The following is a 22,223-nucleotide window of genomic DNA, read 5'->3' on the forward strand; positions in this document are numbered from 1 at the left end:
CTCTCTGCGGTGGTACTTATTCCTACAACAGAGTAGCATGTTCCCCTACGATCTAACCGTCCATTTCGGAGTTTTCCATGCCGACACGCCGCTACAGTGCCGACAGTCGCCGCACCGAGCTTCTTGAACGAATTGAAAGTGATATTCCCTATGCCGTCGCCCAGGCGCTGCGCGAAGACCTGGGGGGTGAAGTCGACGCCGGGCGCGATATTACCGCGCAACTGTTACCGGCGGACAAGCAGGCCGAAGCCACCGTAATCACCCGCGAAGCCGGCGTATTCTGTGGCCGCCGCTGGCTGAATGAGGTCTTTATTCAGCTGGGCAATCAGGTGCAGGTGGAGTGGCTGGTGGCGGACGGCGCCCGTCTGACGCCGAACCAACCGCTCTGCCGGCTGCGCGGCCCCGCGCGGGTGATGCTGACCGGCGAGCGCACCGCGCTGAACTTCGTGCAGACGCTCTCCGGCGTGGCGACCGAGGTCAGCCGCTATGTGGCTCTGCTGGAAGGCACCCGGACTCGCCTGCTCGATACCCGCAAGACCCTGCCCGGCCTGCGCACCGCGCTGAAATACGCCGTGCTGTGCGGGGGCGGCAGCAACCACCGGCTGGGGCTGTCCGACGCCTTCCTGATCAAGGAAAACCACATCATCGCCTCCGGCTCTATCAAGAACGCGGTGGAAAAAGCCTTCTGGCTGCACGCCGACGTGCCGGTGGAAGTGGAAGTCGAATCGCTCGATGAACTGCAGCAGGCGCTGGACGCCGGCGCCGACATCATCATGCTGGACAACTTCAGCGTCGAGATGATGCGCCAGGCGGTCGCCCAAACCCAGGGCCGCGCCCAGCTGGAAGTATCCGGCAACGTCACCAGTGAGACGCTGCGCACCTTCGCCGAGACCGGCGTGGATTACATTTCGGTCGGCGCGCTGACCAAGCATGTGACCGCGCTCGATCTGTCGATGCGCTTCAAATGATCCCCTCGCCCCCGGCCGCTGCCGGGGGCGTTACCGTAAAATTGCGAAGCCCCTCGCACCCTTTTATTCACCGCTGCAAACAACGTCATTACTGATGGAAGCGCGCCGAGAAACGCGCAAAAGCCCCTCGCCGTGCCCCCGCGCAAACCGCTACCGTTGCCTTCCACACCCTTATGGAGGAGACAACGCATGGAAACGCAACGCGGCTTTACCCTGATAGAACTGATGGTGGTGATCGCCATCATCGCCATCCTCAGCGCCATCGGCATTCCCGCCTACCAGCGCTACATCCAGAAAGCGGCGATGACCGACATGCTGCAAACCATGTCGCCGTACAAACTGGCGGTCGAGCTGTGCGTGCTGGACGAAGGCGCCCCCACCGGCTGTGAAGCCGGCAGCAAAGGCATTCCCACCGGCGGCACGTCGCGTTACGTCAGCGGGGTGAAAGTCGTCAAAGGCGTGATCACGCTGACCGGCACCCAAACGCTGCAGGGGCTGGCGGTGGCATTAACCCCCAAAGCGAACGCCGATGGGCTGACCCGCTGGAGCCGGCTGTGCAGCAGCGAAAACGCAACGCTGGTTGAAGTGTGCCAGGAAGTCTTCCGCTTCGACAACGCGGCGGAGTAACGGCGATGAACGCGCAAATCAGCGAAGAAGTTCACGCCCTGTGCCGGCGCTATCAGGCGCTGGCGCTGAACGAAGATCCAACCACCCTGACGATCGCGCTCAACGAAGAGGCGCCGCAAGGGCTGCTGGCGGCGCTGCGTTTCGCCACCGGCAAGCGCATCCATCTGGAGCAATGGCCGGCGGCCAGGCTGGAGCAGGCGCTGAACCAACGCCAGGAACCGCTGCCGGCACCGCTGGCGGCCGAAGAAGACAGCGCCGACATCGCCTACCCCGACGACGGCGACGCGCCGGTGGTGCAGTTCATCAACCAGACGCTGCGCCTGGCTATTCAGCGCCGCGCCTCGGATATCCACTTCGAGCCCTTTCGGCAGCATTTTCGCATTCGCCTGCGCATCGACGGCGTGCTGCAAACCCTCGCCTCACCGCCGCCACAGCTGGCCGCGCGCCTCATCGCCCGGCTGAAGATCCTCGGCCAGTTGGATATCGCCGAGCGCCGTCAGCCTCAGGACGGGCAGCTCAGCCTGACGCTGGACGGCGCGCGCTATGCCATGCGTATCGCCACTCTGCCGACGCTGCACGGCGAAAAGGTGGTGCTGCGCGTTCAGCAGGGCGAACAGCAGGAGCTGCCGCTGGATCAATTGGGCATGAGCCGAGCGGATTTGGCGCGCTACGCGGCGGCGCTGGCCTGCCCGCAAGGTTTGATCCTGGTGACCGGCCCGACCGGCAGCGGCAAGACGGTAACGCTGTACAGCGGCCTGCGCCAGTTGAACGATGCACAAAGCAACCTGTGCAGCGTCGAAGATCCTGTCGAGATACCGCTGTTCGGCGTCAATCAAACCCAGATCAACGCCAAAACCGAGCTGAGCTTCGCCCGGGTGCTGCGCGCCCTGCTGCGCCAGGATCCGGATGTCATCATGATCGGCGAGATCCGCGATGCGGAAACCGCCGAGATCGCGGTCAAGGCCGCGCAAACCGGCCACCTGGTGCTGTCGACGCTGCATACCAACTCCACCGGCGAAACCCTGACGCGCCTGATGCACATGGGTATCCCCGGCTACCTGCTCGCCGGCTGCCTGAAGCTGGTCATCGCACAGCGGCTGGTGCGCAGGCTGTGTCGCCACTGCCGCTACCCGCACAGCCAGCCGACGCATTTTCCTGCCTCGGTCTGGCCGGAGCCGCTGACCGCCTGGCGCGCCGACGGCTGCGAGCATTGCTTCGGCGGCTACTATGGGCGCATCGGCGTGTATGAGCTGTTGGCCATTACGCAGGAAATACAGGCGGCGTTGCTGGCGAACGCCGCGCCCAGCCGGCTGGCGGATATCGCCCGCGAGCAGGGGCAGCTTTCGCTGCTGCAGGCGGGCCTGGCGCTGGCCAGCGAAGGCGCGACCTCGCTGGAAGAGCTGTACCGCGTGATCGACGTCGTCCAGCCCGGCGTAACCGCGCCATGAAAGCGCGCCGGCTGTTTCTGTGGCAGGCTTTCGACGCCCAGGGTGCCCTGCGCCGCGGCGAACTGATGAGCGATGAAAAACGGCAGGTGAGCCGGTTACTGATTGAGCAAGGTATGCAACCCTGGCGGATCGGGCACGGCAAACGCGTCACGCCCGGCCAGTGGCGCGGAGAACCTTTGATCCACTTCACCCGCCAACTCGCCACCCTGCTGCAGGCCGGGTTGCCGCTGGTCAATACGCTGCAGCTTCTGGCGGCAGAGCACCCTTCGGCGGCCTGGCGTTGCCTGTTGCGCCAGTTGGCAGAACAGGTGCGCGAAGGGCAGCCACTCTCCGAAACCCTTGCCGCGCAGCCAGGCGTTTTTCCACTGATCTATCGCCAACTGATCGCTATCGGCGAGCTAACCGGCAATCTCGATCGCTGCTGCCTGCAGCTGGCGCAGCAGCAGGAAGCCCAATTGCTGCTGCGCCGCAAAGTGACCAAAGCGCTGCGCTATCCCCTCTTCATCTGTGCGGTGGCGCTGCTGGTCAGCGTGCTGATGCTGGTGATGGTGCTGCCGGAATTCGCCAAGGTTTATCAGTCGTTCGATGCGCCGCTACCCTGGTTTACCCAAGGGTTATTGGGGTTGTCCGCGCTGCTGATCGCCGTTGGCCCCTATTTGGCGCTGCTGCTCGGCGCATTGCTGTTCGGCTATTGCCGCTGGCTGCATCCGCGCCCGCCGTGGCGCCGACGTGAGCAGGCCGCCTTGCTGCGCCTGCCGCTGATCGCCCGGCTGGTGAGCGGCGGCGCGCTGAGCCAAACCTTTCGTATTCTGACCATGACCCAACGCGCGGGGCTGACGCTGGTGGAAGGGTTGAACGCGGCGGCGCTGGCGGCCGACCATCTGCTGTACCGACAGGCGCTGGAGCAGGTACAGCGGCAGCTCGCCGAAGGCGAGGCGTTTCATCACGCCCTCGCCCTGCAACCGCTGTTTCCGCCGCTGTGCCGGCAGCTGGTGCGGGTGGGCGAAGAATCGGGCTCGCTGGATGTCTTGCTGGATAAATTGGCGCAGTGGTATGAACGGCAGACGCACGAGCTGGCCGATACGCTGGCGCAAACGCTGGAGCCGCTGCTGATGCTGGTGGTGGGCGGGATCGTCGGCGCTTTGGTGATCGCCATGTACCTGCCTATCTTTCAACTGGGGAGCGTGCTGGGATAAAGGAGAGGTATAGCGGGCGCCGCGGTACGCGACGCCCGAATGCAAGGTGCGGCTTATTTGCTGCCGAAGACGCGGTTTTCCTGCTCCGCCACGCGGATAAAGGTGGTGCGCTTGGTCAGCTCTTTCAGGCGCTCGGCGCCAACGTAGGTGCAAGCAGAGCGCAGGCCGCCGAGGATATCGCGCACGGTAAACTCCACCTCGCCGCGCAGCGGCAGCTTGACGGTTTTGCCTTCGGCCGCGCGATACTCCGCCACGCCGCCGACGTGGCGCTTCATCGCCGACTCGGAGCTCATGCCGTAGAACAGCATGAACTTTTCGCCGTTCTCTTCCACCACGGTGCCTTCACACTCGTCGTGGCCGGCCAGCATGCCGCCCAACATCACGAAGTCAGCGCCGCCGCCGAAGGCTTTAGCGACGTCGCCCGGCACCGAGCAGCCGCCGTCGCTGACGATTTGGCCGCCCAGCCCGTGGGCCGCATCGGCGCATTCGATCACCGCCGACAGCTGCGGGTAGCCCACGCCGGTCTTCACGCGGGTAGTACAGACTGAGCCCGGGCCGATGCCAACCTTAACGATGTCGGCGCCGGAGAGGATAAGCTCTTCCACCATCTCGCCGGTCACTACGTTGCCGGCGCAGATCACGTGATTCGGGCAGGCTTCGCGCGCTTTCTGCAGGAAGGCGACGAAATGTTCAGAGTAGCCGTTGGCCACGTCGATGCAGATGAATTTCAGCGCCGGAGACAGAGCCAGGATCTGCTGCATTTTGGCGAAGTCGGCTTCGGAGGTGCCGGTGGACACCATCACGTGGCGCAGCACCGATTCCGGCATGCGCTGCACAAAGTCAGCCCATTGCTCGACGCTGTAATGTTTGTGTACTGCGGTGAGAACGTCGAAAGAAGCCAGGGCCTCGGCCATGCGGAAGGTGCCCACCGTGTCCATGTTAGCGGCGATAATCGGCACGCCGGACCAGCTGCAACCTGAATGCTTGAAGGTAAACTGACGTTCCAGTTCAACCTCGGAGCGGCTTTTCAGCGTGGAGCGCTTAGGGCGGATCAACACGTCTTTAAAGCCCAACTTCAAATCTTCTTCAATACGCATGACTTATGATTTCCTGGTTAATGGCGACGGATCGCAAGGAGGATGTTCGAATCTCTGCCCGACGGCTTTCCAGTGGCGCAAAAAGACGGCGGCGAGATTAATGCCAGTTCCAGTGACGTTATAATACGCGCTAATAATCGCCGAACAAGACTGCGAATTCGCCTTTATTTACGCTACAATCCGACAAATTTACCTGCATAATCGCAGTGTGATTGCCCGCTCATTTTTGCCGTGCCGCTGCGCTTTTTCTCGCCGCCCGAACGGTGCCGACGCGCAAGCGCCGCCTGCCGACTTGCACTTCTGCGCGATCGCTTTATGATTCGACTATTATTTTTTTATGAACATCGGATGCACCTAACACCATGGCCTACATTGTTGCGTTGACCGGGGGCATAGGCAGCGGCAAGACGACCGTCGCGAACGCCTTTGCGCGCCACGGCGCAACCCTTGTCGATGCCGACGTGATCGCCCGTCAGGTCGTCGAGCCGGGCACCCCTGCCTTGGCCGCGATCGCCGAACGATTTGGTAATGAAATGTTGCTGCCGGACGGCGCGTTGAACCGCGCTGCGCTGCGTCAGCGCATCTTTAGCCATCCCGATGACAAAACCTGGCTGAACCAGCTGCTGCATCCGCTGATACACCGTGAAACCCAGCGCCAACTAGCGCAGGCCGCCAGCCCGTACGCGCTGTGGGTGGTGCCGCTGCTGGTGGAAAACGGCCTGCAGGATCGCGCCGATCGGGTGCTGGTGATCGACGTCGATGCCGAAACCCAGCTGGCTCGCACTATCGCGCGCGACGGCGTCAGACGTGAGCAGGCGCAAAGCATTCTCGCCGCCCAGGCCACGCGCCGGCAGCGCCTCGCCGTGGCGGATGACATTATTGACAACAGCGGCACCGCTCAGGGGATAGAGCCACAGGTCGCCGCACTGCATCGTCGCTACCTTGAACTGGCGGCAACAGCGCCCCAACAGGATTAAACTGCATGAGTGATGTTTCCCCAACCGTTCTCTTTGAACACCCGCTGAACGAAAAAATGCGTACCTGGCTACGCATCGAATTTCTGCTGCAACAGCTGCACGGCCAACGCGCCCTGAGTGAAACCGCCATCGCCCTCACCTTCTTTCGCACCGTCTCCGACTTGCTGGACGTGCTGGAGCGCGGCGAAGTGCGCACCGAACTGCTCAAAGAGCTGGAGCGCCAGCAGCAGAAACTGTTGGCCTGGGCCGATGTGCCGGGCGTGGATATGGCGCTGATCGACCAGCTGCGCGGCCAGTTGAAGTCGCGCGCATCGGCGCTGATGGCGGCGCCGCGCCTCGGCCAGGCGTTGCGCGAAGACCGGCTGATCGGCCTGGTGCGCCAGCGGCTGAACATTCCCGGCGGCTGCTGCAGCTTCGATCTGCCGACCCTGCACATGTGGATGCACGCGCCGCAGCAGGATCGCGATGCCGACGTCGCCGCCTGGCTGCAGTCGCTGGATCCGCTGAACCAGGCGCTGATCATGGTGCTGGATCTGATCCGCCAATCCGGGCCGTTCCGCAATCAAATCAGCCTGAACGGCTTTTTCCAGGATAATGCCGAAGGGGCGGATCTGCTGCGCCTGCGCCTCCATCTGGCGCCACAGCTTTATCCGCAGATTTCCGGCCACAAGACGCGTTATGCCATTCGTTTCCTGCCGCTGGACAGCGAAAATGGCGTGGTGCCTGAACGCCTGACGTTCGAACTGGCCTGTTGTTGAACTTGTGAAAGAAAGCCTTCTCAGCACTGACAGAAGGCGTAAGGAACCGTTATGACGACCGTAGTAAAATGCCCAACCTGTGGCACCGGCGTGGTTTGGGGTGAAGTCAGCCCGTTCCGGCCGTTTTGCAGCAAGCGCTGCCAGCTGATCGATCTCGGCGAGTGGGCCGATGAAGAGAAGCGCATTCCGAGCAACAGCGATCTGTCGGAAAGCGAAGACTGGAGTGAAATGGACGATCGCTGATCGCCCACGGTTGGCCTGGCGGGCGCCAGGCCACGCTTGTCATTGCGCGGCGTTCGCCTGCGCCACCAGCAGTCGGATGATGCCGACGTTGGCTTCCGGGAATTCGTCTTCACGCAGATCCGCCTGTTTTACCCAGCGCATCGGTTGCCCTTCACGGCCGAACGGCTCGCCTGCCCAGGCCTCCACCAGATAAAAATTCAGCGTCACGATGCGATCGCTGAAGCGATGCTCCACTACCTCCAGCAGCTCGGCGCGTTCGGCTTCGATACCGGTCTCTTCCCGCAGCTCGCGGCTCAGCGCCTGTTCCGGCGTTTCACCCTGTTCGATCTTGCCGCCGGGAAACTCCCAGAACCCGGCCATGTGCGCGTCGGCGGCGCGGCGGGTAATAAAGATCTCCCGTTGCGCATTGCGGATGATGCCCACGGCGATATTCAGATGTTTCATCTCACCCTCCTGATGGGTGTCAAAAAACAGGGGCTCAGCAAGCTGAACCCCTGGTGTTATCGGTTAACCGCGGCCGGCATTACTGCAGGCGGCCGTGGCACTGCTTGTATTTCTTGCCGGAGCCGCATGGGCATGGATCGTTGCGGCCCACTTTACGCTCGGCGGTCGCCGGCGCGTTCGGATCTTCGGTCACCAGCGCGTTCTCGTCGTGGTGGCTCAACTGTTGGTGCTGCGCCAGGCGCTCGGCCTCTTCACGGCGCTGCTGTTCCAGCGCTTCCACCTCTTCCGGCATCCGCACCTGAACCTTGCTCAGCACGCTGATCACTTCATATTTCAGCGATTCCAGCATGGTGGCGAACATGTTGAAGGATTCGCGCTTGTACTCCTGCTTCGGATCCTTTTGCGCATAACCGCGCAGGTGGATACCCTGACGCAGGTAGTCCATCGCCGCCAGGTGCTCTTTCCACAGGGAATCCAGCGTCTGCAGCATCACGCCCTTCTCGAAGTTGCGCATCATTTCGCTGCCGACCACGTCTTCCTTACGCTGGTATTGCTCTTTGGCGTTCTCCAGAATGCGTTCGCGCAGCGTCTCTTCGTGCAGCTCCGGCTCTTTGTCCAGCCATTGTGCGATCGGCATCTCCAGATCGAAGTCGTTCTTCAGGCGCTCTTCCAACCCCTGAATGTCCCACTCTTCTTCCAGCGACTGCGGCGTGATGTAGTTGTCGATGGTGCTCTTGAACACGTCCTCGCGGATGCTGGCGATGGTTTCGCTCACGTCGGACACGTCCAGCAATTCGTTACGCTGGCTGTAGATGGCGCGGCGCTGATCGTTGGCGACGTCGTCGTATTCCAGCAGCTGCTTACGGATGTCGAAGTTGCGGCTCTCTACCTTGCGCTGGGCGTTGGCGATCGCCTTGGTCACCCACGGGTGCTCAATCGCTTCGCCTTCTTTCATACCCAGTTTACGCATCATGCCGGACACGCGATCCGAAGCGAAGATACGCATCAGGGCATCTTCCATCGACAGGTAGAAGCGGGATGAACCGGCATCGCCCTGACGACCGGAACGGCCGCGCAGCTGGTTATCGATACGGCGCGATTCATGGCGCTCGGTGCCGATGATATGCAGGCCGCCTGCCGCCAGCACCGCGTCGTGGCGTTCTTTCCAGGCGGCTTTGATGGCTTCGATCTGCTCTTCGGTTGGCGCTTCCAGCAGCGCCACTTCGGCCTGCCAGCTGCCGCCCAGCACGATATCGGTACCACGGCCCGCCATGTTGGTGGCGATGGTCACCGCGCCGCTCTGGCCGGCCTGGGCGACGATATCCGCTTCCATGGCGTGGAATTTGGCGTTCAGCACCTTGTGCTCGATGCCCGCTTTGGTCAGTTCGCGGGAAACCACTTCGGATTTCTCGATCGAGATGGTACCCACCAGCACCGGCTGGCCTTTGGCGGTACGCTCGCGGATGTCTTCGATGATGGCGCCGATCTTCTCTTTCTCGGTCATATATACCAGATCCGGCATGTCCTTACGGATCATCGGACGGTTGGTTGGCACCACGATGGTGTCCAGCTTGTAGATCGAGCTGAATTCGAAGGCTTCGGTATCAGCGGTACCGGTCATCCCCGCCAGCTTCTCGTACAGACGGAAGTAGTTCTGGAAGGTGATCGAAGCCAGCGTCTGGTTCTCGTTCTGGATCTCCACGCCTTCTTTGGCTTCCACCGCCTGGTGCAGGCCGTCGGACCAGCGGCGGCCCTGCATGGTACGGCCGGTGTGTTCGTCGACGATGATCACTTCGCCGTCTTTCACGATGTAGTCAACGTCGCGGGTGAACAGCACGTGGGCGCGCAGCGCGGCGGTAACGTGGTGCATCAGCATGATGTTGGTCGGCGAGTACAGCGACTCGCCCTCATCCATGATGCCGGCTTCCACCAGCATCTCTTCGATCAGGATCAGGCCGCGTTCGGTCAGGTGGACCTGGCGCGCCTTCTCATCCACCGAGAAGTGCCCTTCCCCCTTGAAGGTGTCGGAGTCTTCTTTTTCCTGGCGGATCAGTTTAGGGATCAGCTTGTTGACCTTGATGTACATCTCGGAGCTGTCTTCGGCCGGGCCGGAGATGATCAGCGGCGTACGCGCTTCATCGATCAGGATGGAGTCCACCTCATCCACCAGCGCATAGTGCAGTTTGCGCTGCACGCGCTCTTCCGGGCTGAACGCCATGTTGTCGCGCAGGTAGTCGAAACCGTATTCGTTGTTGGTGCCGTAGGTGATGTCGGCGGCGTAAGCTTCACGCTTGGCCGGCGCCGGCATGCCCGGCAGGTTGATACCGATGCTCAGGCCGAGGAACTCGAACAGCGGACGGTTGTTTTCGGCGTCACGCTGCGCCAGATAGTCGTTGACGGTCACGACGTGCACGCCGCGGCCGCTCAGGGCGTTCAGGTAAGCCGGCAGCGTGGCGGTCAGGGTTTTACCTTCACCGGTGCGCATCTCGGCGATGCAGCGATCGTTCAGCACCATGCCGCCCAGCAGCTGCACGTCGAAGTGACGCATGCCGAACACGCGTTTGCTCGCCTCACGCACTACGGCGAAGGCTTCCGGGATCAGGCTTTCCAGCGATTCGCCCTTCTCCAGGCGCGCGCGGAATTCGTTGGTTTTCGCTTTCAGCTCATCATCGGACAGTTTTTCCATGTCCGGTTCCATGCGGTTGATCTGCTCAACCACTTTGCGCATGCGGCGCAGGGTACGATCGTTACGGCTGCCAAAAACTTTGGTTAATAATTTCACTAACATGATGTTTGATATCTCTGTCATGACGGCCTGACACGGCAGTCAACTTGCTATTATTTATGGTTTTTGTGCCCGAAGGGCGGAGTCAGACGAGCGCGGCAGGCCCGGCGCGAATGCCCTGTACCTGCGCCACCCACAGGCCGGTCTGGTGCCTTGCCAGCGTTGGCAGCACCTCAAGGTGGGTATGGCGAATGATGGTCGGCGGCTTCGGCTCGTGCGTCAGCAGCGCGTTGAGGGTGGACAGCAGCGCCAGTTGCGCCACCTGCAAAGGGGGTTCCGCTTGGGTTTCGCTCTCCTGCACCCGCGCATAAACCGCCTGCGGCGCCAGCGCGAAAGAAAGGTGACGAATGACGGTGCGCAGCGCATGTTGCTGCCAATAATCTACGCTGAAGGTAGGACGGCGGTGCGCGTCCTGCAGCAGGGCCAGGCTGTTGAAGGTACCATTGGCCGCATTTTGCCGGTTAAGGCTGGACGACGTATTCGGCAGTGCGGCCTGATCGGGGGCGCCGGACAAACTGGAAGACGCGCCAAGCGTGGCCGCAACCATCCCTAACAGGAGATGGGGCCAGAAATAACGTCTGCCAAATTGTCGCCAACGATTTAGAATACCGATCACGAGTTTATAATCCGCCGGAGCCCATTATGCGCGATAGCCGTCCACAATTATTAGATGTCCTGTTCGACGACGCGTCTGCCGGCAGCAAAGGGCCGCTGCATAACGTCCAGCAACGCGCGGTGGCGCTGCTCAAGCTTAACCGTGCAGTGAAGGGCCTGTTGCCCGCTCCCCTGCATCCCTGGTGCCGCGTCGCGAATTTCCGACAGGGTATTTTAGTGCTCGAAACGGCAAATGCCAGTTGGATGATGCGCTTGCGCTACGAACAACCCGCTTTGCTGTCTGCACTACGAGCGCAAATTCTACCATCATTGTCGTCGATCGACATCAGGATTAATCCGGCCTTGATGGCGAAAGGCAGCCACCAGGTGCAAAACGCAGAGAAAGCGCCGGAAAAACCGGTGCCGATGCGGCATTTGAGTCTGGAAAGTGCGGAAGAACTGAGAGGATTGGCGAGCCGTAGCCCGGAAAAACTGCGCAAGATATTGGAACGGCTGGCTGCATTGGCCGGAGAGGGTACCAACACAACCAGTCGTGATAAGTAATCAGCGACACAACTGCAAAACATCAGACCGCATCACGAGCCTGAATGCTCAGGCTCTCAGAGGATGCGCCTGCCGTTATTCGCAGCGGGCGAGGAATTCAGACCTTACGCCAATACGGTAGACGGTGCCTTGAATGCCAACGGCATTTCGGCTTCGTCCTGGAAGGTCACGTATTCCCACGCTTCCTGCTTGGCCAGCACGGCCTGCAGCAGTTTGTTGTTCAACGCGTGGCCAGACTTGTACGCGGTAAACGCGCCAATGATGTTGTGGCCGCACATGAACAGGTCGCCGATGGCGTCCAGCATTTTGTGACGTACGAATTCGTCTTCGAAACGCAGGCCGTCTTCGTTCAGCACGCGGTAGTCATCCACCACGATGGCGCAGTCGAAGCTGCCGCCCAGGGCCAGGCCGCGGGACTGCAGGTATTCGATGTCGCGCATGAACCCGAAGGTGCGCGCGCGGCTGATTTGACGCACGAACGACTCAGCCGAGAAATCAAGACGATAGCGCTGAGAGCTGGCGTCGATAGCCGGGTGGTTGAAGTCGATGGTGAAGTCCAGGCGGAACCCGTTATGCGGGGACAGCTCGGCCCATTTGTCGCCATCTTCAACACGCACGGTCTCTTTCAGACGCAGGAATTTCTTCGCCGAGTTCAGTTCTTCGATGCCGGCATCCAGCAGCAAGAACACGAACGGACTGGCGCTGCCGTCCATGATTGGGATTTCAGCGGCGTCGACTTCGATGACGATGTTGTCGATGCCCAACCCAGCCAGCGCGGCGTTGAGGTGCTCAACGGTCGAAATACGCACGTCATGCTCATTCACCAGGCAAGTACAGAGCATGGTATCACGCACGGATTTTGCATCAGCCGGAAAATCAACCGGTGGATTCAAGTCAGTGCGACGATAGATGACCCCGGTATTAGCCGGCGCTGGGCGCATTGTCAGCGTGACTTTCTTGCCGGTATGCAAACCGACGCCAGTCGCCTGAACAATACGTTTTAATGTCCTTTGTTTGATCATCGTTTTATCTCGCAATGTTATCCATCCTACCAGCCAAGCATACAGCATGGCCGGCGGGACAGTTTAGCACAAAGAGCGGAGATTCCAAATTCTCAGGATATTCTTAGTCTGCCTGTTTACGCAGGAAGGCTGGAATATCAAGATAGTCGGGCTCTTTATTCGGTTGCGCAGCTTGGTCGTTGACCACCTTGGCGGCAGGTTTCACTTCCTGCGGCAGAGGCGACATGCCGTGCTGCTGATAGCGGTGATCCATCACCGGCTGGCTGGCCTGCTTATTGGTCACCAGGGTGATTTCAGGACGTTTGTCCATACCGATACCGGTTGCAACCACGGTAACGCGCAGTTCGTCGTTCATTTCCGGATCCAGCGAGGTACCGATAACCACGGTCGCGTTGTCGGAAGCGAACGCACGGATGGTGTTACCCACGGTTTCGAACTCATCCAGACGCAGGTCGAAGCCGGCGGTAATGTTGACCAGCACGCCGCGCGCGCCGGACAGGTCGATGTCTTCCAGCAGTGGGCTGGAGATCGCCATTTCGGCCGCTTCTTCGGCACGGTCTTCACCGCAAGCCACGCCGGAACCCATCATCGCGTAGCCCATTTCGGACATCACGGTGCGCACGTCGGCGAAGTCGACGTTCATCAGGCCCGGACGGGTGATCAGCTCGGCGATACCCTGCACCGCGCCTTTCAGCACGTCGTTGGCCGCACCGAACGCGTCCAGCAGAGAGATGCCGCGCCCCAGAACTTTCAGCAATTTGTCGTTCGGGATGGTGATCAGCGAGTCCACGTGTTTGGACAGCTCAGCGATACCCTGCTCCGCGAATGCCATGCGCTTCTTGCCTTCGAAGTTGAAAGGCTTGGTCACCACGGCCACGGTCAGAATACCCAAATCTTTAGCCACTTCAGCCACCACTGGCGCCGCACCGGTACCGGTACCGCCACCCATGCCGGCCGCGATGAAGACCATGTCTGCGCCGTCCAGCGCTGCGCGCAGGGCTTCGCGGTCTTCTTCCGCTGAATTGCGACCCACTTCCGGGTTCGCGCCCGCACCCAGACCTTTGGTAATACCGCTACCGATCTGGATGGTTTGGCCAACCGCCGTTTTGCGGAGCGCCTGGGCGTCCGTGTTCACAGCGAAGAATTCAACACCTTCGATGCGCTCGCGCACCATGTGTTCAACGGCGTTGCCACCGCCGCCGCCGACGCCGATGACTTTAATCACCGCGTCATTGGTTAGTTCCATTGGTTCAAACATAGTTTCTCTCCGTTTTGTGCCTGTCGCTGCGAGATCATAAAAAGATTACTCAGCATGATCTCTTTGTTGAAACATTAAAACTCTTTTCTCAGCCAGCTATTGATGCGTTTAAACCAATTGCCCACCGAGGCGCGTTTTTCTACTTCCGTCTCACCGCTCAGGTGAGACTCTTTTCCATAGTGCAGCAGACCTACCGCCGTCGAGTAGTAAGGCTCCTGCGCATAATCCGTCAGACCCGTGATGTTCAAGGGTTGGCCGATGCGTACCTGAGTGTGGAACACCCGTTGCGCACAGGCTGCCAGGCCATCAATCTGGGCGGCGCCACCGGTCAGCACGATACCTGCCGCCAGATGATGCTTCACCCCTTGCTGACGCAGTTGCTCCTGCAATTGCAAAATTTCATCGTTAACCAGATTCAACAGTTCGGTGTAGCGTGGCTCAATGACTTCAGCCAGCGTCTGTCTTTGCAGACTGCGCGGAGGACGTCCCCCGACGCTAGGCACCTCTACATTCTCATCCTTGCTAACAATCGACCCAAGCGCACAGCCGTGTCGAACTTTAATCGCTTCCGCGTCGGTCGGCGGCGTGCCGAAGGCGTAGGCGATATCGCTGGTGACCACGTTCCCGGCATAAGGGATCACTTTGGTGTGGCGCAGCGCACCGCCGGTGTACACCGCCATATCCATGGTGCCGCCGCCGATATCCACCACGCAAACGCCGAGTTCGCGTTCATCTTCGGTCAGCACCGCGTAGCTCGCGGCCAGACCGGCGAAAATAAGTTGGTCAACTTTCAGGCCGCAACGTTCCACGGCCTTGACGATGTTCTTCGCCATATCGTTATGGCAGGTAATCAGATGCACCTTGGCCTGCATGCGCACGCCGGACAGCCCAACCGGGTTTTTGATGCCTTCCTGATAATCGATGGCGTATTCCTGAGGAATCACGTGCAGGATGCGGTGTTCGTCGCGCACGCGCACCGATTTGGCGGTGTGCACCACGTTCTCCACGTCGTCCTGCGTCACTTCCTCTTCCGAGATCGGCACCATGCCGATTTCGTTCTGGCAGCTGATGTGTTTGCCCGACAGCGCCAGATACACCGAGGAGATCTGGCAGTCCGCCATCAGCTCGGCCTGATCGATGGCGCGCTGTACGCACTTCACCACCGACTCCAGGTCGTTTACGCCACCCTTATCCATGCCGCGAGACGGGCAGCTGCCCACCCCGATAATGTTGACCATGCCATCGGGCAGAACTTCCCCTACCAACGCGGAGACTTTTGCAGTACCGATCTCCAGTCCAACTACCAGTTTTCTGTCCGTCGACTTGATCATTGTTGTTTTGCCTGTGCCTGATTCTGTTGCTGATTACTGTTTTGCTGACCGCCAAGCGCCTGCGGATCGACCAACACCGGAGCCCACCCTACCGAAGCGCCGGACTCGTAGCGCAGATCGACATAGCTGACACGCTTGCTCTCCGCCTGGCCCTGCTGCTGCAATACCGGGTAAAGCTCGATAAACCGCTGCAAACGCCCATTGCGGTCATCGCGCCCCAGCTCAAGCCGGACATCGTTGTCCAGCGCCAGCTGCCAGGAATGGCGCGCGGTCATCGCCGCCATTTTCAGCGTATATTTGCTGGCCGCCAACGAAGCGCTCATCGCCCGATAGCCTTCCAGCACATCCTGCTCGCTCCCTTCCGGCCCGTAGAGCAGCGGCAACTTCTGCTTGCCCGCCCGCTCCGCCGGCACGCTGAACGCTTTACCTTCGGCGTCCACCATGTGCAAATCGTTCCAGCGCGCCACCGGGACGTACTCCACCAGATGGATCTTCAGCTCATCCGGCCATTGTTTGCGCACGCTGGCCTGCTTGATCCACGGCAGACGCTCGATCTGCTGCTGGATAACGTCCACATCCTGCGTCATAAAGGTGCCGGGCGCGCCCAGCGCCAGGATCGCCTGACGAATATCATCGTTGGTGGTGTAGTGGCGTTCGCCGGTCACCACCAGCCTTGAGAGCGGCAGGCGACTGGCGTCTTTCATCCAGCCAAGCACCGCCCAACCGCTCCACACAACCGTTCCCAACACCATCAGCAGGAAAATCATTCCCGCCAACTGGGTTCCATTGCTGCGGCGCGGGCCGTTATCCACCTCGCGATCGCGCGCATTCAGGGCAGCTTGCGACATATCAGTCGGCCAACTCCAAAATTCTCGCCACCAACTGCGAGAAGCTTAATCCAAACTGGCGCGCCGCCATCGGCACCAGGCTATGACTGGTCATGCCCGGAGAGGTATTCACCTCAAGCAGATAGAAGCTGCCATCGCTGTCTTGCATCACGTCGACGCGGCCCCAGCCGCTGCAGTCCAGGCCGCGATAGGCGCGCAGCGCCAACGCCGCCATCTCGGCTTCCTGCTCGGCGCTCAAACCGCTCGGGCAGAAGTACTGCGTGTCGTCCGAAATGTACTTGGCCTGGTAGTCGTAAAACACGCCGGCCGGCTGGATGCGGATCGACGGCAGCACCTGGTCGCCTAGCATCGCCACGGTATATTCCGGGCCGCTCAGCCATTTCTCCACCAGCACATCGTCGTCATGACGGAAGGCCTCTTCCAGCGCGGCTTCCAACGCGGCGCTCTCGGTGACCTTGCTCATGCCGACGCTGGAGCCTTCGCGGCTCGGCTTGACGATCAGCGGCAGGCCGAGATCCGCCACGCGCGCCAGCAGCGCTGCTTTTTCAGCGCCGAGATACAGCTGGCGATTCAGCGCCACGTAAGGCGCCACCGGCAAGCCCATCGACTGCCACACCATCTTGGTGCGCCATTTGTCCATGGTCAGCGCCGAGGCCATCACGCCGCTGCCGGTATAAGGCAGTTCGAGGAACTCCAGCAGCCCCTGCAGGGTGCCGTCCTCGCCGCCGCGCCCGTGCAGCGCGATAAACACCTTGGTGAACCCCTGCTCTTTCAGCTGGGTCACCGGGAAATCGCGGGTATCGACGCCGTGCGCATCGATACCGGCTTCGCGCAACCCGGCCAGCACCGCGGCGCCGGATTGCAGGGAAACGTCACGTTCAGCGGAGGTGCCGCCCAGCAGAACTGCAACTTTATCAGCCATGGTGCTCCTCCTCTTTCTTCGGCGGCTGCAGCTTCAGCTCGGCCAGTTTACGGGCGATTTTGCCCACGTTGCCGGCGCCTTGCACCAGCACCAGGTCTTCATCCTGCAGCAGCTGCGCCAGGGTTTCCGGCACGGTATCGGCATCGGAAACCAGGATCGGATCCAGCTTGCCGCGGCTGCGGATGGTGCGGCACAGCGAACGGCTGTCCGCGCCCGGGATCGGCGCTTCGCCGGCGGCGTACACGTCGAGCATCAGCAGCACATCCACCTGCGACAGCACGTTGGCGAAATCGTCGTACAGATCGCGGGTGCGCGTATAACGGTGCGGCTGGAAGATCATCACCAGACGCTTGTCCGGCCAGCCGGCGCGCGCCGCTTTCAGCGTGGCGTCCACTTCGGTCGGATGGTGGCCGTAGTCGTCCACCAGCATCGCGCTGCCCGCTTTGCCGTTGACCGGCTCCAGCGGGAACTCGCCGAGGAAATCGAAGCGGCGCCCGGTGCCCTGGAAGCCCGCCAGCGCGCGCAGGATATCTTCGTCGTCGATGCCTTCTTCGGTCGCTACCGCTACCGCCGCTGCGGCGTTCAACGCATTGTGGCGGCCCGGCGCGTTCAGCGTCACCGTCAGCAACGGCTTGTCCTGACGGCTCAGGGTAAAGTGCCCCTGCGGCCCAATCTGCCGGTAGTCTTCGATGCGCACATCGGCATCTTCACTGAAGCCATAGGTGGTGATGTGGCGACCCACGCGCGGCAACAGCTCGCGCACTACCGGATCGTCGATGCACATCACCGCGCGGCCGTAGAACGGCAGGTTGTGCAAGAAATTGATAAACGTCTGCTTCAGGTTCTCAAAGTCGCCCTGGTAGGTGTCCATGTGGTCGGCTTCGATATTGGTGACCACGGCCACCATCGGCTGCAGATGCAGGAACGACGCATCGCTCTCATCCGCTTCCGCGATCAGATAACGGCTGGACCCCAGTCGCGCATGGGTGCCCGCCGCCTTCACCAGCCCGCCGTTGACAAAGGTCGGGTCCAGGCGGGCTTCGGCGTAAATGCTCGAGACCATCGCCGTGGTGGTGGTTTTGCCGTGCGTGCCGGCGATAGCGATGCCGTGGCGAAAACGCATCAGCTCCGCCAGCATCTCTGCGCGGCGGATCACCGGGATGCGCGCTTCACGGGCGGCGACGATCTCCGGGTTGTCGGCGGAGATGGCGGTAGACACCACTACCACGCTCGCATCCAGCACGTTTTCCGGACGGTGATTGAAGTAAATCGTCGCCCCGAGCGCGCTCAACTGTTGGGTGACCGGATTCGGCGCCAGGTCGGAGCCGCTGATCTGATACCCTTCGTTTGCCAACACTTCGGCGATACCACCCATGCCGGCACCACCGATGCCGACAAAGTGAATGTGCCGGACGCGACGCATCTCGGGCACGATAGTACGTAGTTTCGCCAGTTGTTGTGTATTCATCACTCTCTCTAATCCGGATCCGGTACCCCGGCCCTACATCACATTGCTTTTATTCAGGTTCGGCGCACCGAACCCCTGCACTCGTTACTTGGCGAGCCGCACCAGCTCCGCCGCCACGCGCTCGGTGGCGTCCGGAATGGCGACCGCGCGCGCTTTCTCGGCCATGGCCAGCAGCGTCTTGCGATCCCAGCTCGCCAGCAGTTCGGCCACCACATCGGCGTTGAACTGCGGCTGTTCGATAATCTTCGCCGCGCCGGCTTCTTCCAGCGGGCGCGCGTTCCAGTACTGCTGACGATCCTTATGCATGAACGGCACGAAGATCGCCGGCAGCCCCGCCGCCGCGATTTCGCTGACGGTCAACGCGCCGGAGCGGCAGACCACCACGTCGGCCCAGGCGTAGGCGGCGGCCATGTCGTCGATGAACTCGGTCACCTTGTGCTGCGTCTGCCCTACCCTTTCGTAGTCGCGCAGCACCGTTTCCAGCGCGCCCTTGCCAACCTGATGCCAGAGCGTAATTCTATCGCCCAAACGCGCCGCGACTTCAGGAACTGTCTGATTCAGCACGCGCGCGCCCTGACTTCCGCCAATCACCAGCACGCGGATCGGGCCTTCGCGTCCTTGCAACCGCTCCGCCGGCAACGGCAGCGCCAACACGTCGGTACGTACCGGGTTGCCCACCACCTCGGCGTTCGGGAACGCGCCGGGGAAGGCCTGCATCACTTTGGCGGCGATGCGCGCCAGCCAGCGGTTGGTCAAGCCGGCGATGCCGTTCTGCTCGTGCAGCACCACCGGGATGCCGCACTGCCAGGCCGCCAGGCCGCCGGGGCCGGAAACGTAACCACCCATCCCCAGCACCACGTCCGGCTGATAGCTGCGCATGATGGCTTTCGCCTGGCGCACCGCCTGCCAGATCCGCAGCGGCGCAGTCAGCTGGGCCTTCAGGCCTTTGCCGCGCAGGCCGGAGATGCGGATAAAATCAATCTCGATCCCGTGCTTCGGCACCAGATCGGCTTCCATTCGGTCTGCGGTTCCGAGCCAGCGCACCTGCCAGCCCTGCGCCATCAGATGATGCGCGACCGCCAGCCCCGGGAACACGTGCCCGCCGGTACCGCCTGCCATCACCATTAAACGCTTAGGTTTCCCGCTCATCCCTTACCTCTTCACAAACGCCTGAGCCTTGGTCAGGCGCGTTTCATAATCAATTCGCAGCAACAGCACGATGGCCGTCGACATAATCAGCAAACTTGAACCGCCGTAACTGATCAGCGGCAGCGTCAGACCTTTGGTCGGCAGCATGCCCGCCGCGGCACCGACGTTAACCAGCGCCTGGAAGCTGAACCATACGCCGATCGCGCAGGCCAGGAAGCCGGAGAAGCGTTGGTCGATCTCCAGCGCGCGGCGCCCGATGGACATCGCGCGAAAAGCGACGAAGAATACCATTAACAGGGCTAAAACCACACCGATATAGCCCAGTTCTTCACCCAAAATGGAGAAGATGAAGTCGGTGTGCGCTTCCGGCAAATACTCGAGTTTCTGCACCGAGTTGCCGAGCCCCTGCCCCCAGAACTCGCCGCGGCCAAACGCCATCAGCGACTGGGTCAGCTGGTAGCCGCTGCCGAACGGGTCGGCCCACGGGTTCCAGAACGAGGTCACGCGGCGCATACGGTACGGTTCCGCGATGATCAGCAGCACCACGGCGAACACGCCGGAGCCGATGATCGCCAGGAACTGCCACATTTTCGCGCCGGCCAGGAACAGCATCGCCAGCGTGGTGATGAACAGCACCACCACGGTACCGAGGTCCGGCTGCGCCAGCAGCAGCACCGCCAGCACCACCATCACGCCCATCGGCTTGCAGAAGCCCCAGAAGTTGCTGCGCACCTCTTCCACCTTGCGCACCAGATAGCTCGCCAGGTAGCAGAACAGCGACAGCTTGGACAGCTCCGCCGGCTGAATACGCAGCGGGCCGAGCGCGATCCAGCGCGAGGCCCCGTTTACCGAGCTCCCCACCACCAGCACGATCAGCAGCATCACGATCGACATCAGCAGCATCACGTTGCTGTAACGCTGCCAAACTTCCATCGGGATACGCAGCGTCACCAGCGACAGACCGAACGCCAGGCCGAGGTACAGCGCGTCACGTTTGGCGAACAGGAACGGATCGTCCGCCAGGCGTTGGCCGATCGGCATCGACGCCGAGGTCACCATCACGAAGCCGATGATCGCCAACCCGAAGGTCAGCCACAGCAGGGTGCGATCGTACAGCACCATGTTGACCGCATCGTTGTCGCGCGCGCCGGTCACCCAGTCTTTCATCCGTTCTGTCAGCCCGAAGTTCGGCAAGCGTAGTTTCATCCGCCAAGCTCCTGCGCCAGGCGGGCGAACTCATCGCCGCGCACTTCAAAATTACGGAACTGATCGAGACTGGCGCAGGCCGGCGACAGCAATACCATGTCGCCGGGCTGTACGCGGCCGGCGATGGTGCGCATCGCCTGCTCCATGGTCTCGGTCAGCGTCGCCACCTCCGGCCGCAGCTGTGCCAGCTGGGCGCCATCGCGGCCAAAGCAGTACAGACGCACGTTGTCGCCCTGCAGATAGCGCGCCAGCGGCGAGAAATCGGCGGACTTGCCGTCGCCGCCCAGCAGCAGATGCAGCGTGCCGTCTACCTGCAGGCCGTTCAGCGCCGCTTCGGTGCTGCCGACGTTGGTGGCTTTGGAATCGTTGATCCAACGCACGCCGTTGTTCTCCCAGGCCAGCTGGAAGCGGTGCGCCAGGCCGGTGAAGGTGGTCAGCGCCTTCAGGCTGGACGCGCGCGGAATATTGACCGCATCCGCTAACGCCAGCGCCGCCAGGGCGTTGGTGTAATTGTGGCGGCCGGTCAGCTTCATCTCGCGCGTATTCAGCACCTTCTCACCGCGCACCCGCAGCCAGGTTTCCCCCTGCTGACGGTTCAGGTGATAGTCGCCCACGTCGGCGCCGAAGCTGACGCAGCGCGCGTCGGCGCCGCGCACCGGCATGGTCAGCGCGTCGTCGGCGTTCACCACGCACACCGCGGCGTTTTCATACACGCGCAGCTTGGCGCCGCGATACTGCTGCAGGCCGAACGGATAGCGATCCATATGATCTTCGGTCACGTTCAGGATGGTCGCCGCCGCCGCCCGCAGGCTATACGTCGTTTCCAGCTGGAAGCTGGACAACTCCAGCACGTAAAGCTGGCACTCCTGGCGCAGCAGGCTCAGCGCCGGCAGGCCGATATTGCCGCCCACGCCCACCGCCCAACCGGCGGCTTTCGCCATCTCGCCCACCAGGGTGGTGACGGTGCTTTTGCCGTTGGAGCCGGTGATCGCCACGATCGGCGCCTGCGCTTCACGGCAGAACAGTTCGACGTCGCCGACGATTTCCACGCCGGCGTCCGCCGCGGCGCTCAATGCCGGGGTCGCCAGCGCGACGCCCGGGCTGGCGACGATCAGATCCGCCGCCAACAGCCAATCCTGATTCAGATCACCCAGATGGCGCTCCACGCTTTCAGGCAGTTTGTCCAACCCTGGCGGCGCGATACGGGTATCCATCACGCGCGGCGTTACGCCGCGCGCCATGAAGAAATCGACACAGGACAGGCCGGTGAGGCCCAATCCGATGATGACGACTTTTCTACCCTGATAGTCTGCCATGA

The 22,223-nt window shown here is 61.6% G+C and carries 21 protein-coding genes; 8 read left to right on the top strand and 13 right to left on the bottom strand.

The window, feature by feature from the left end; all coding sequences use genetic code 11:
- The first annotated feature begins 77 nt into the window (after positions 1-77).
- The 4 genes from nadC (at position 78) to hofC (ending at position 4,239) form a co-directional block, all read left to right on the top strand.
- A complete protein-coding gene (gene nadC / locus ACSBQQ_RS14895; RefSeq protein WP_060428652.1) occupies positions 78-968 on the top strand; it encodes a carboxylating nicotinate-nucleotide diphosphorylase in 891 nt (296 codons plus the stop codon).
- Positions 969-1,157: 189 nt separating this feature from the next.
- Complete coding sequence (ppdD, locus tag ACSBQQ_RS14900) at positions 1,158-1,595, top strand: prepilin peptidase-dependent pilin (RefSeq protein WP_033649215.1); 438 nt, start codon at positions 1,158-1,160, stop codon at positions 1,593-1,595.
- Between the two features lie 5 nt (positions 1,596-1,600).
- Positions 1,601-3,043 (top strand): type II secretion system protein GspE, encoded by a 1,443-nt coding sequence (gene gspE / locus ACSBQQ_RS14905; RefSeq protein WP_060428654.1) that lies wholly within the window; start codon positions 1,601-1,603, stop codon positions 3,041-3,043.
- Positions 3,040-4,239, top strand: a complete 1,200-nt coding sequence (gene hofC, locus ACSBQQ_RS14910) for a protein transport protein HofC (RefSeq protein ID WP_043148138.1) — start codon at positions 3,040-3,042, stop codon at positions 4,237-4,239. The genes gspE and hofC overlap by 4 nt, the downstream gene beginning before the upstream one ends.
- Before the next feature lie 53 nt (positions 4,240-4,292).
- Here the strand turns inward: hofC and ACSBQQ_RS14915 are convergent, their stop codons facing one another.
- On the bottom strand, positions 4,293-5,336 hold the full coding sequence (locus ACSBQQ_RS14915) for a GMP reductase (RefSeq protein WP_015376656.1): 1,044 nt from the start codon (positions 5,334-5,336) through the stop codon (positions 4,293-4,295).
- A gap of 362 nt (positions 5,337-5,698) precedes the next feature.
- Between ACSBQQ_RS14915 and coaE the strand changes: the two genes are divergently transcribed.
- Genes coaE through yacG form a run of 3 tightly spaced genes read left to right on the top strand, consistent with a single transcriptional unit; the run spans position 5,699 to position 7,314 of the window.
- Positions 5,699-6,313, top strand: coding sequence for a dephospho-CoA kinase (gene coaE / locus ACSBQQ_RS14920; RefSeq protein WP_060428656.1), 615 nt, complete (start codon positions 5,699-5,701; stop codon positions 6,311-6,313).
- A 5-nt stretch (positions 6,314-6,318) separates the two neighbouring features.
- Complete coding sequence (gene zapD / locus ACSBQQ_RS14925; RefSeq protein ID WP_060388127.1) at positions 6,319-7,071, top strand: cell division protein ZapD; 753 nt, start codon at positions 6,319-6,321, stop codon at positions 7,069-7,071.
- 51 nt (positions 7,072-7,122) lie between these two features.
- Positions 7,123-7,314 (top strand): DNA gyrase inhibitor YacG, encoded by a 192-nt coding sequence (yacG, locus tag ACSBQQ_RS14930; RefSeq protein WP_004932737.1) that lies wholly within the window; start codon positions 7,123-7,125, stop codon positions 7,312-7,314.
- A gap of 39 nt (positions 7,315-7,353) precedes the next feature.
- Here yacG and mutT read toward each other — a convergent pair whose 3' ends face one another.
- The 3 genes from mutT to secM all read right to left on the bottom strand — a co-directional run bounded on the left by mutT (position 7,354) and on the right by secM (position 11,159).
- Entirely contained in the window at positions 7,354-7,758 is a 405-nt protein-coding gene (mutT, locus tag ACSBQQ_RS14935; protein ID WP_033652916.1) for an 8-oxo-dGTP diphosphatase MutT, read from the bottom strand.
- Positions 7,759-7,837: 79 nt separating this feature from the next.
- On the bottom strand, positions 7,838-10,546 hold the full coding sequence (gene secA / locus ACSBQQ_RS14940) for a preprotein translocase subunit SecA (protein WP_049213091.1): 2,709 nt from the start codon (positions 10,544-10,546) through the stop codon (positions 7,838-7,840).
- Positions 10,547-10,628: 82 nt separating this feature from the next.
- On the bottom strand, positions 10,629-11,159 hold the full coding sequence (gene secM, locus ACSBQQ_RS14945; protein WP_049213090.1) for a secA translation cis-regulator SecM: 531 nt from the start codon (positions 11,157-11,159) through the stop codon (positions 10,629-10,631).
- 26 nt (positions 11,160-11,185) lie between these two features.
- Here secM and ACSBQQ_RS14950 point away from each other — a divergent pair, with 26 nt between their 5' ends.
- Complete coding sequence (locus tag ACSBQQ_RS14950; RefSeq protein WP_033637110.1) at positions 11,186-11,701, top strand: DUF721 domain-containing protein; 516 nt, start codon at positions 11,186-11,188, stop codon at positions 11,699-11,701.
- Positions 11,702-11,805: 104 nt separating this feature from the next.
- Here the strand turns inward: ACSBQQ_RS14950 and lpxC are convergent, their stop codons facing one another.
- The 9 genes from lpxC to murD all read right to left on the bottom strand — a co-directional run bounded on the left by lpxC (position 11,806) and on the right by murD (position 22,221).
- Entirely contained in the window at positions 11,806-12,723 is a 918-nt protein-coding gene (lpxC, locus tag ACSBQQ_RS14955; protein ID WP_025159644.1) for a UDP-3-O-acyl-N-acetylglucosamine deacetylase, read from the bottom strand.
- A gap of 103 nt (positions 12,724-12,826) precedes the next feature.
- Entirely contained in the window at positions 12,827-13,981 is a 1,155-nt protein-coding gene (ftsZ, locus tag ACSBQQ_RS14960; protein WP_004932757.1) for a cell division protein FtsZ, read from the bottom strand.
- 74 nt (positions 13,982-14,055) lie between these two features.
- A complete protein-coding gene (gene ftsA / locus ACSBQQ_RS14965) occupies positions 14,056-15,312 on the bottom strand; it encodes a cell division protein FtsA (RefSeq protein WP_004932758.1) in 1,257 nt (418 codons plus the stop codon).
- The gene (ftsQ, locus tag ACSBQQ_RS14970; RefSeq protein WP_033637108.1) at positions 15,309-16,160 is read right to left on the bottom strand and encodes a cell division protein FtsQ; all 852 of its coding nucleotides are present in this window, start codon (positions 16,158-16,160) and stop codon (positions 15,309-15,311) included. The genes ftsA and ftsQ overlap by 4 nt, the downstream gene beginning before the upstream one ends.
- A 1-nt stretch (position 16,161) precedes the next feature.
- Positions 16,162-17,082 carry a D-alanine--D-alanine ligase gene (locus ACSBQQ_RS14975; RefSeq protein ID WP_033641257.1) on the bottom strand — a complete coding sequence of 307 codons (921 nt, stop codon included), beginning with the start codon at positions 17,080-17,082 and terminating at the stop codon, positions 16,162-16,164.
- On the bottom strand, positions 17,075-18,550 hold the full coding sequence (murC, locus tag ACSBQQ_RS14980) for a UDP-N-acetylmuramate--L-alanine ligase (protein WP_025301571.1): 1,476 nt from the start codon (positions 18,548-18,550) through the stop codon (positions 17,075-17,077). Before murC ends, ACSBQQ_RS14975 begins: the two co-directional genes overlap by 8 nt.
- 84 nt (positions 18,551-18,634) lie before the next feature.
- Positions 18,635-19,699, bottom strand: a complete 1,065-nt coding sequence (gene murG / locus ACSBQQ_RS14985; protein WP_004932773.1) for an undecaprenyldiphospho-muramoylpentapeptide beta-N-acetylglucosaminyltransferase — start codon at positions 19,697-19,699, stop codon at positions 18,635-18,637.
- A 3-nt stretch (positions 19,700-19,702) separates the two neighbouring features.
- The gene (ftsW, locus tag ACSBQQ_RS14990) at positions 19,703-20,905 is read right to left on the bottom strand and encodes a cell division protein FtsW (RefSeq protein ID WP_004932776.1); all 1,203 of its coding nucleotides are present in this window, start codon (positions 20,903-20,905) and stop codon (positions 19,703-19,705) included.
- Positions 20,902-22,221, bottom strand: a complete 1,320-nt coding sequence (murD, locus tag ACSBQQ_RS14995) for a UDP-N-acetylmuramoyl-L-alanine--D-glutamate ligase (protein WP_033652914.1) — start codon at positions 22,219-22,221, stop codon at positions 20,902-20,904. The genes ftsW and murD overlap by 4 nt, the downstream gene beginning before the upstream one ends.
- Between the last annotated feature and the right edge of the window lie 2 nt (positions 22,222-22,223).

The organism is Serratia sp. G204Y (assembly GCF_051172435.1).
GTDB classification, from domain to species: Bacteria; Pseudomonadota; Gammaproteobacteria; order Enterobacterales; family Enterobacteriaceae; genus Serratia; species Serratia sarumanii.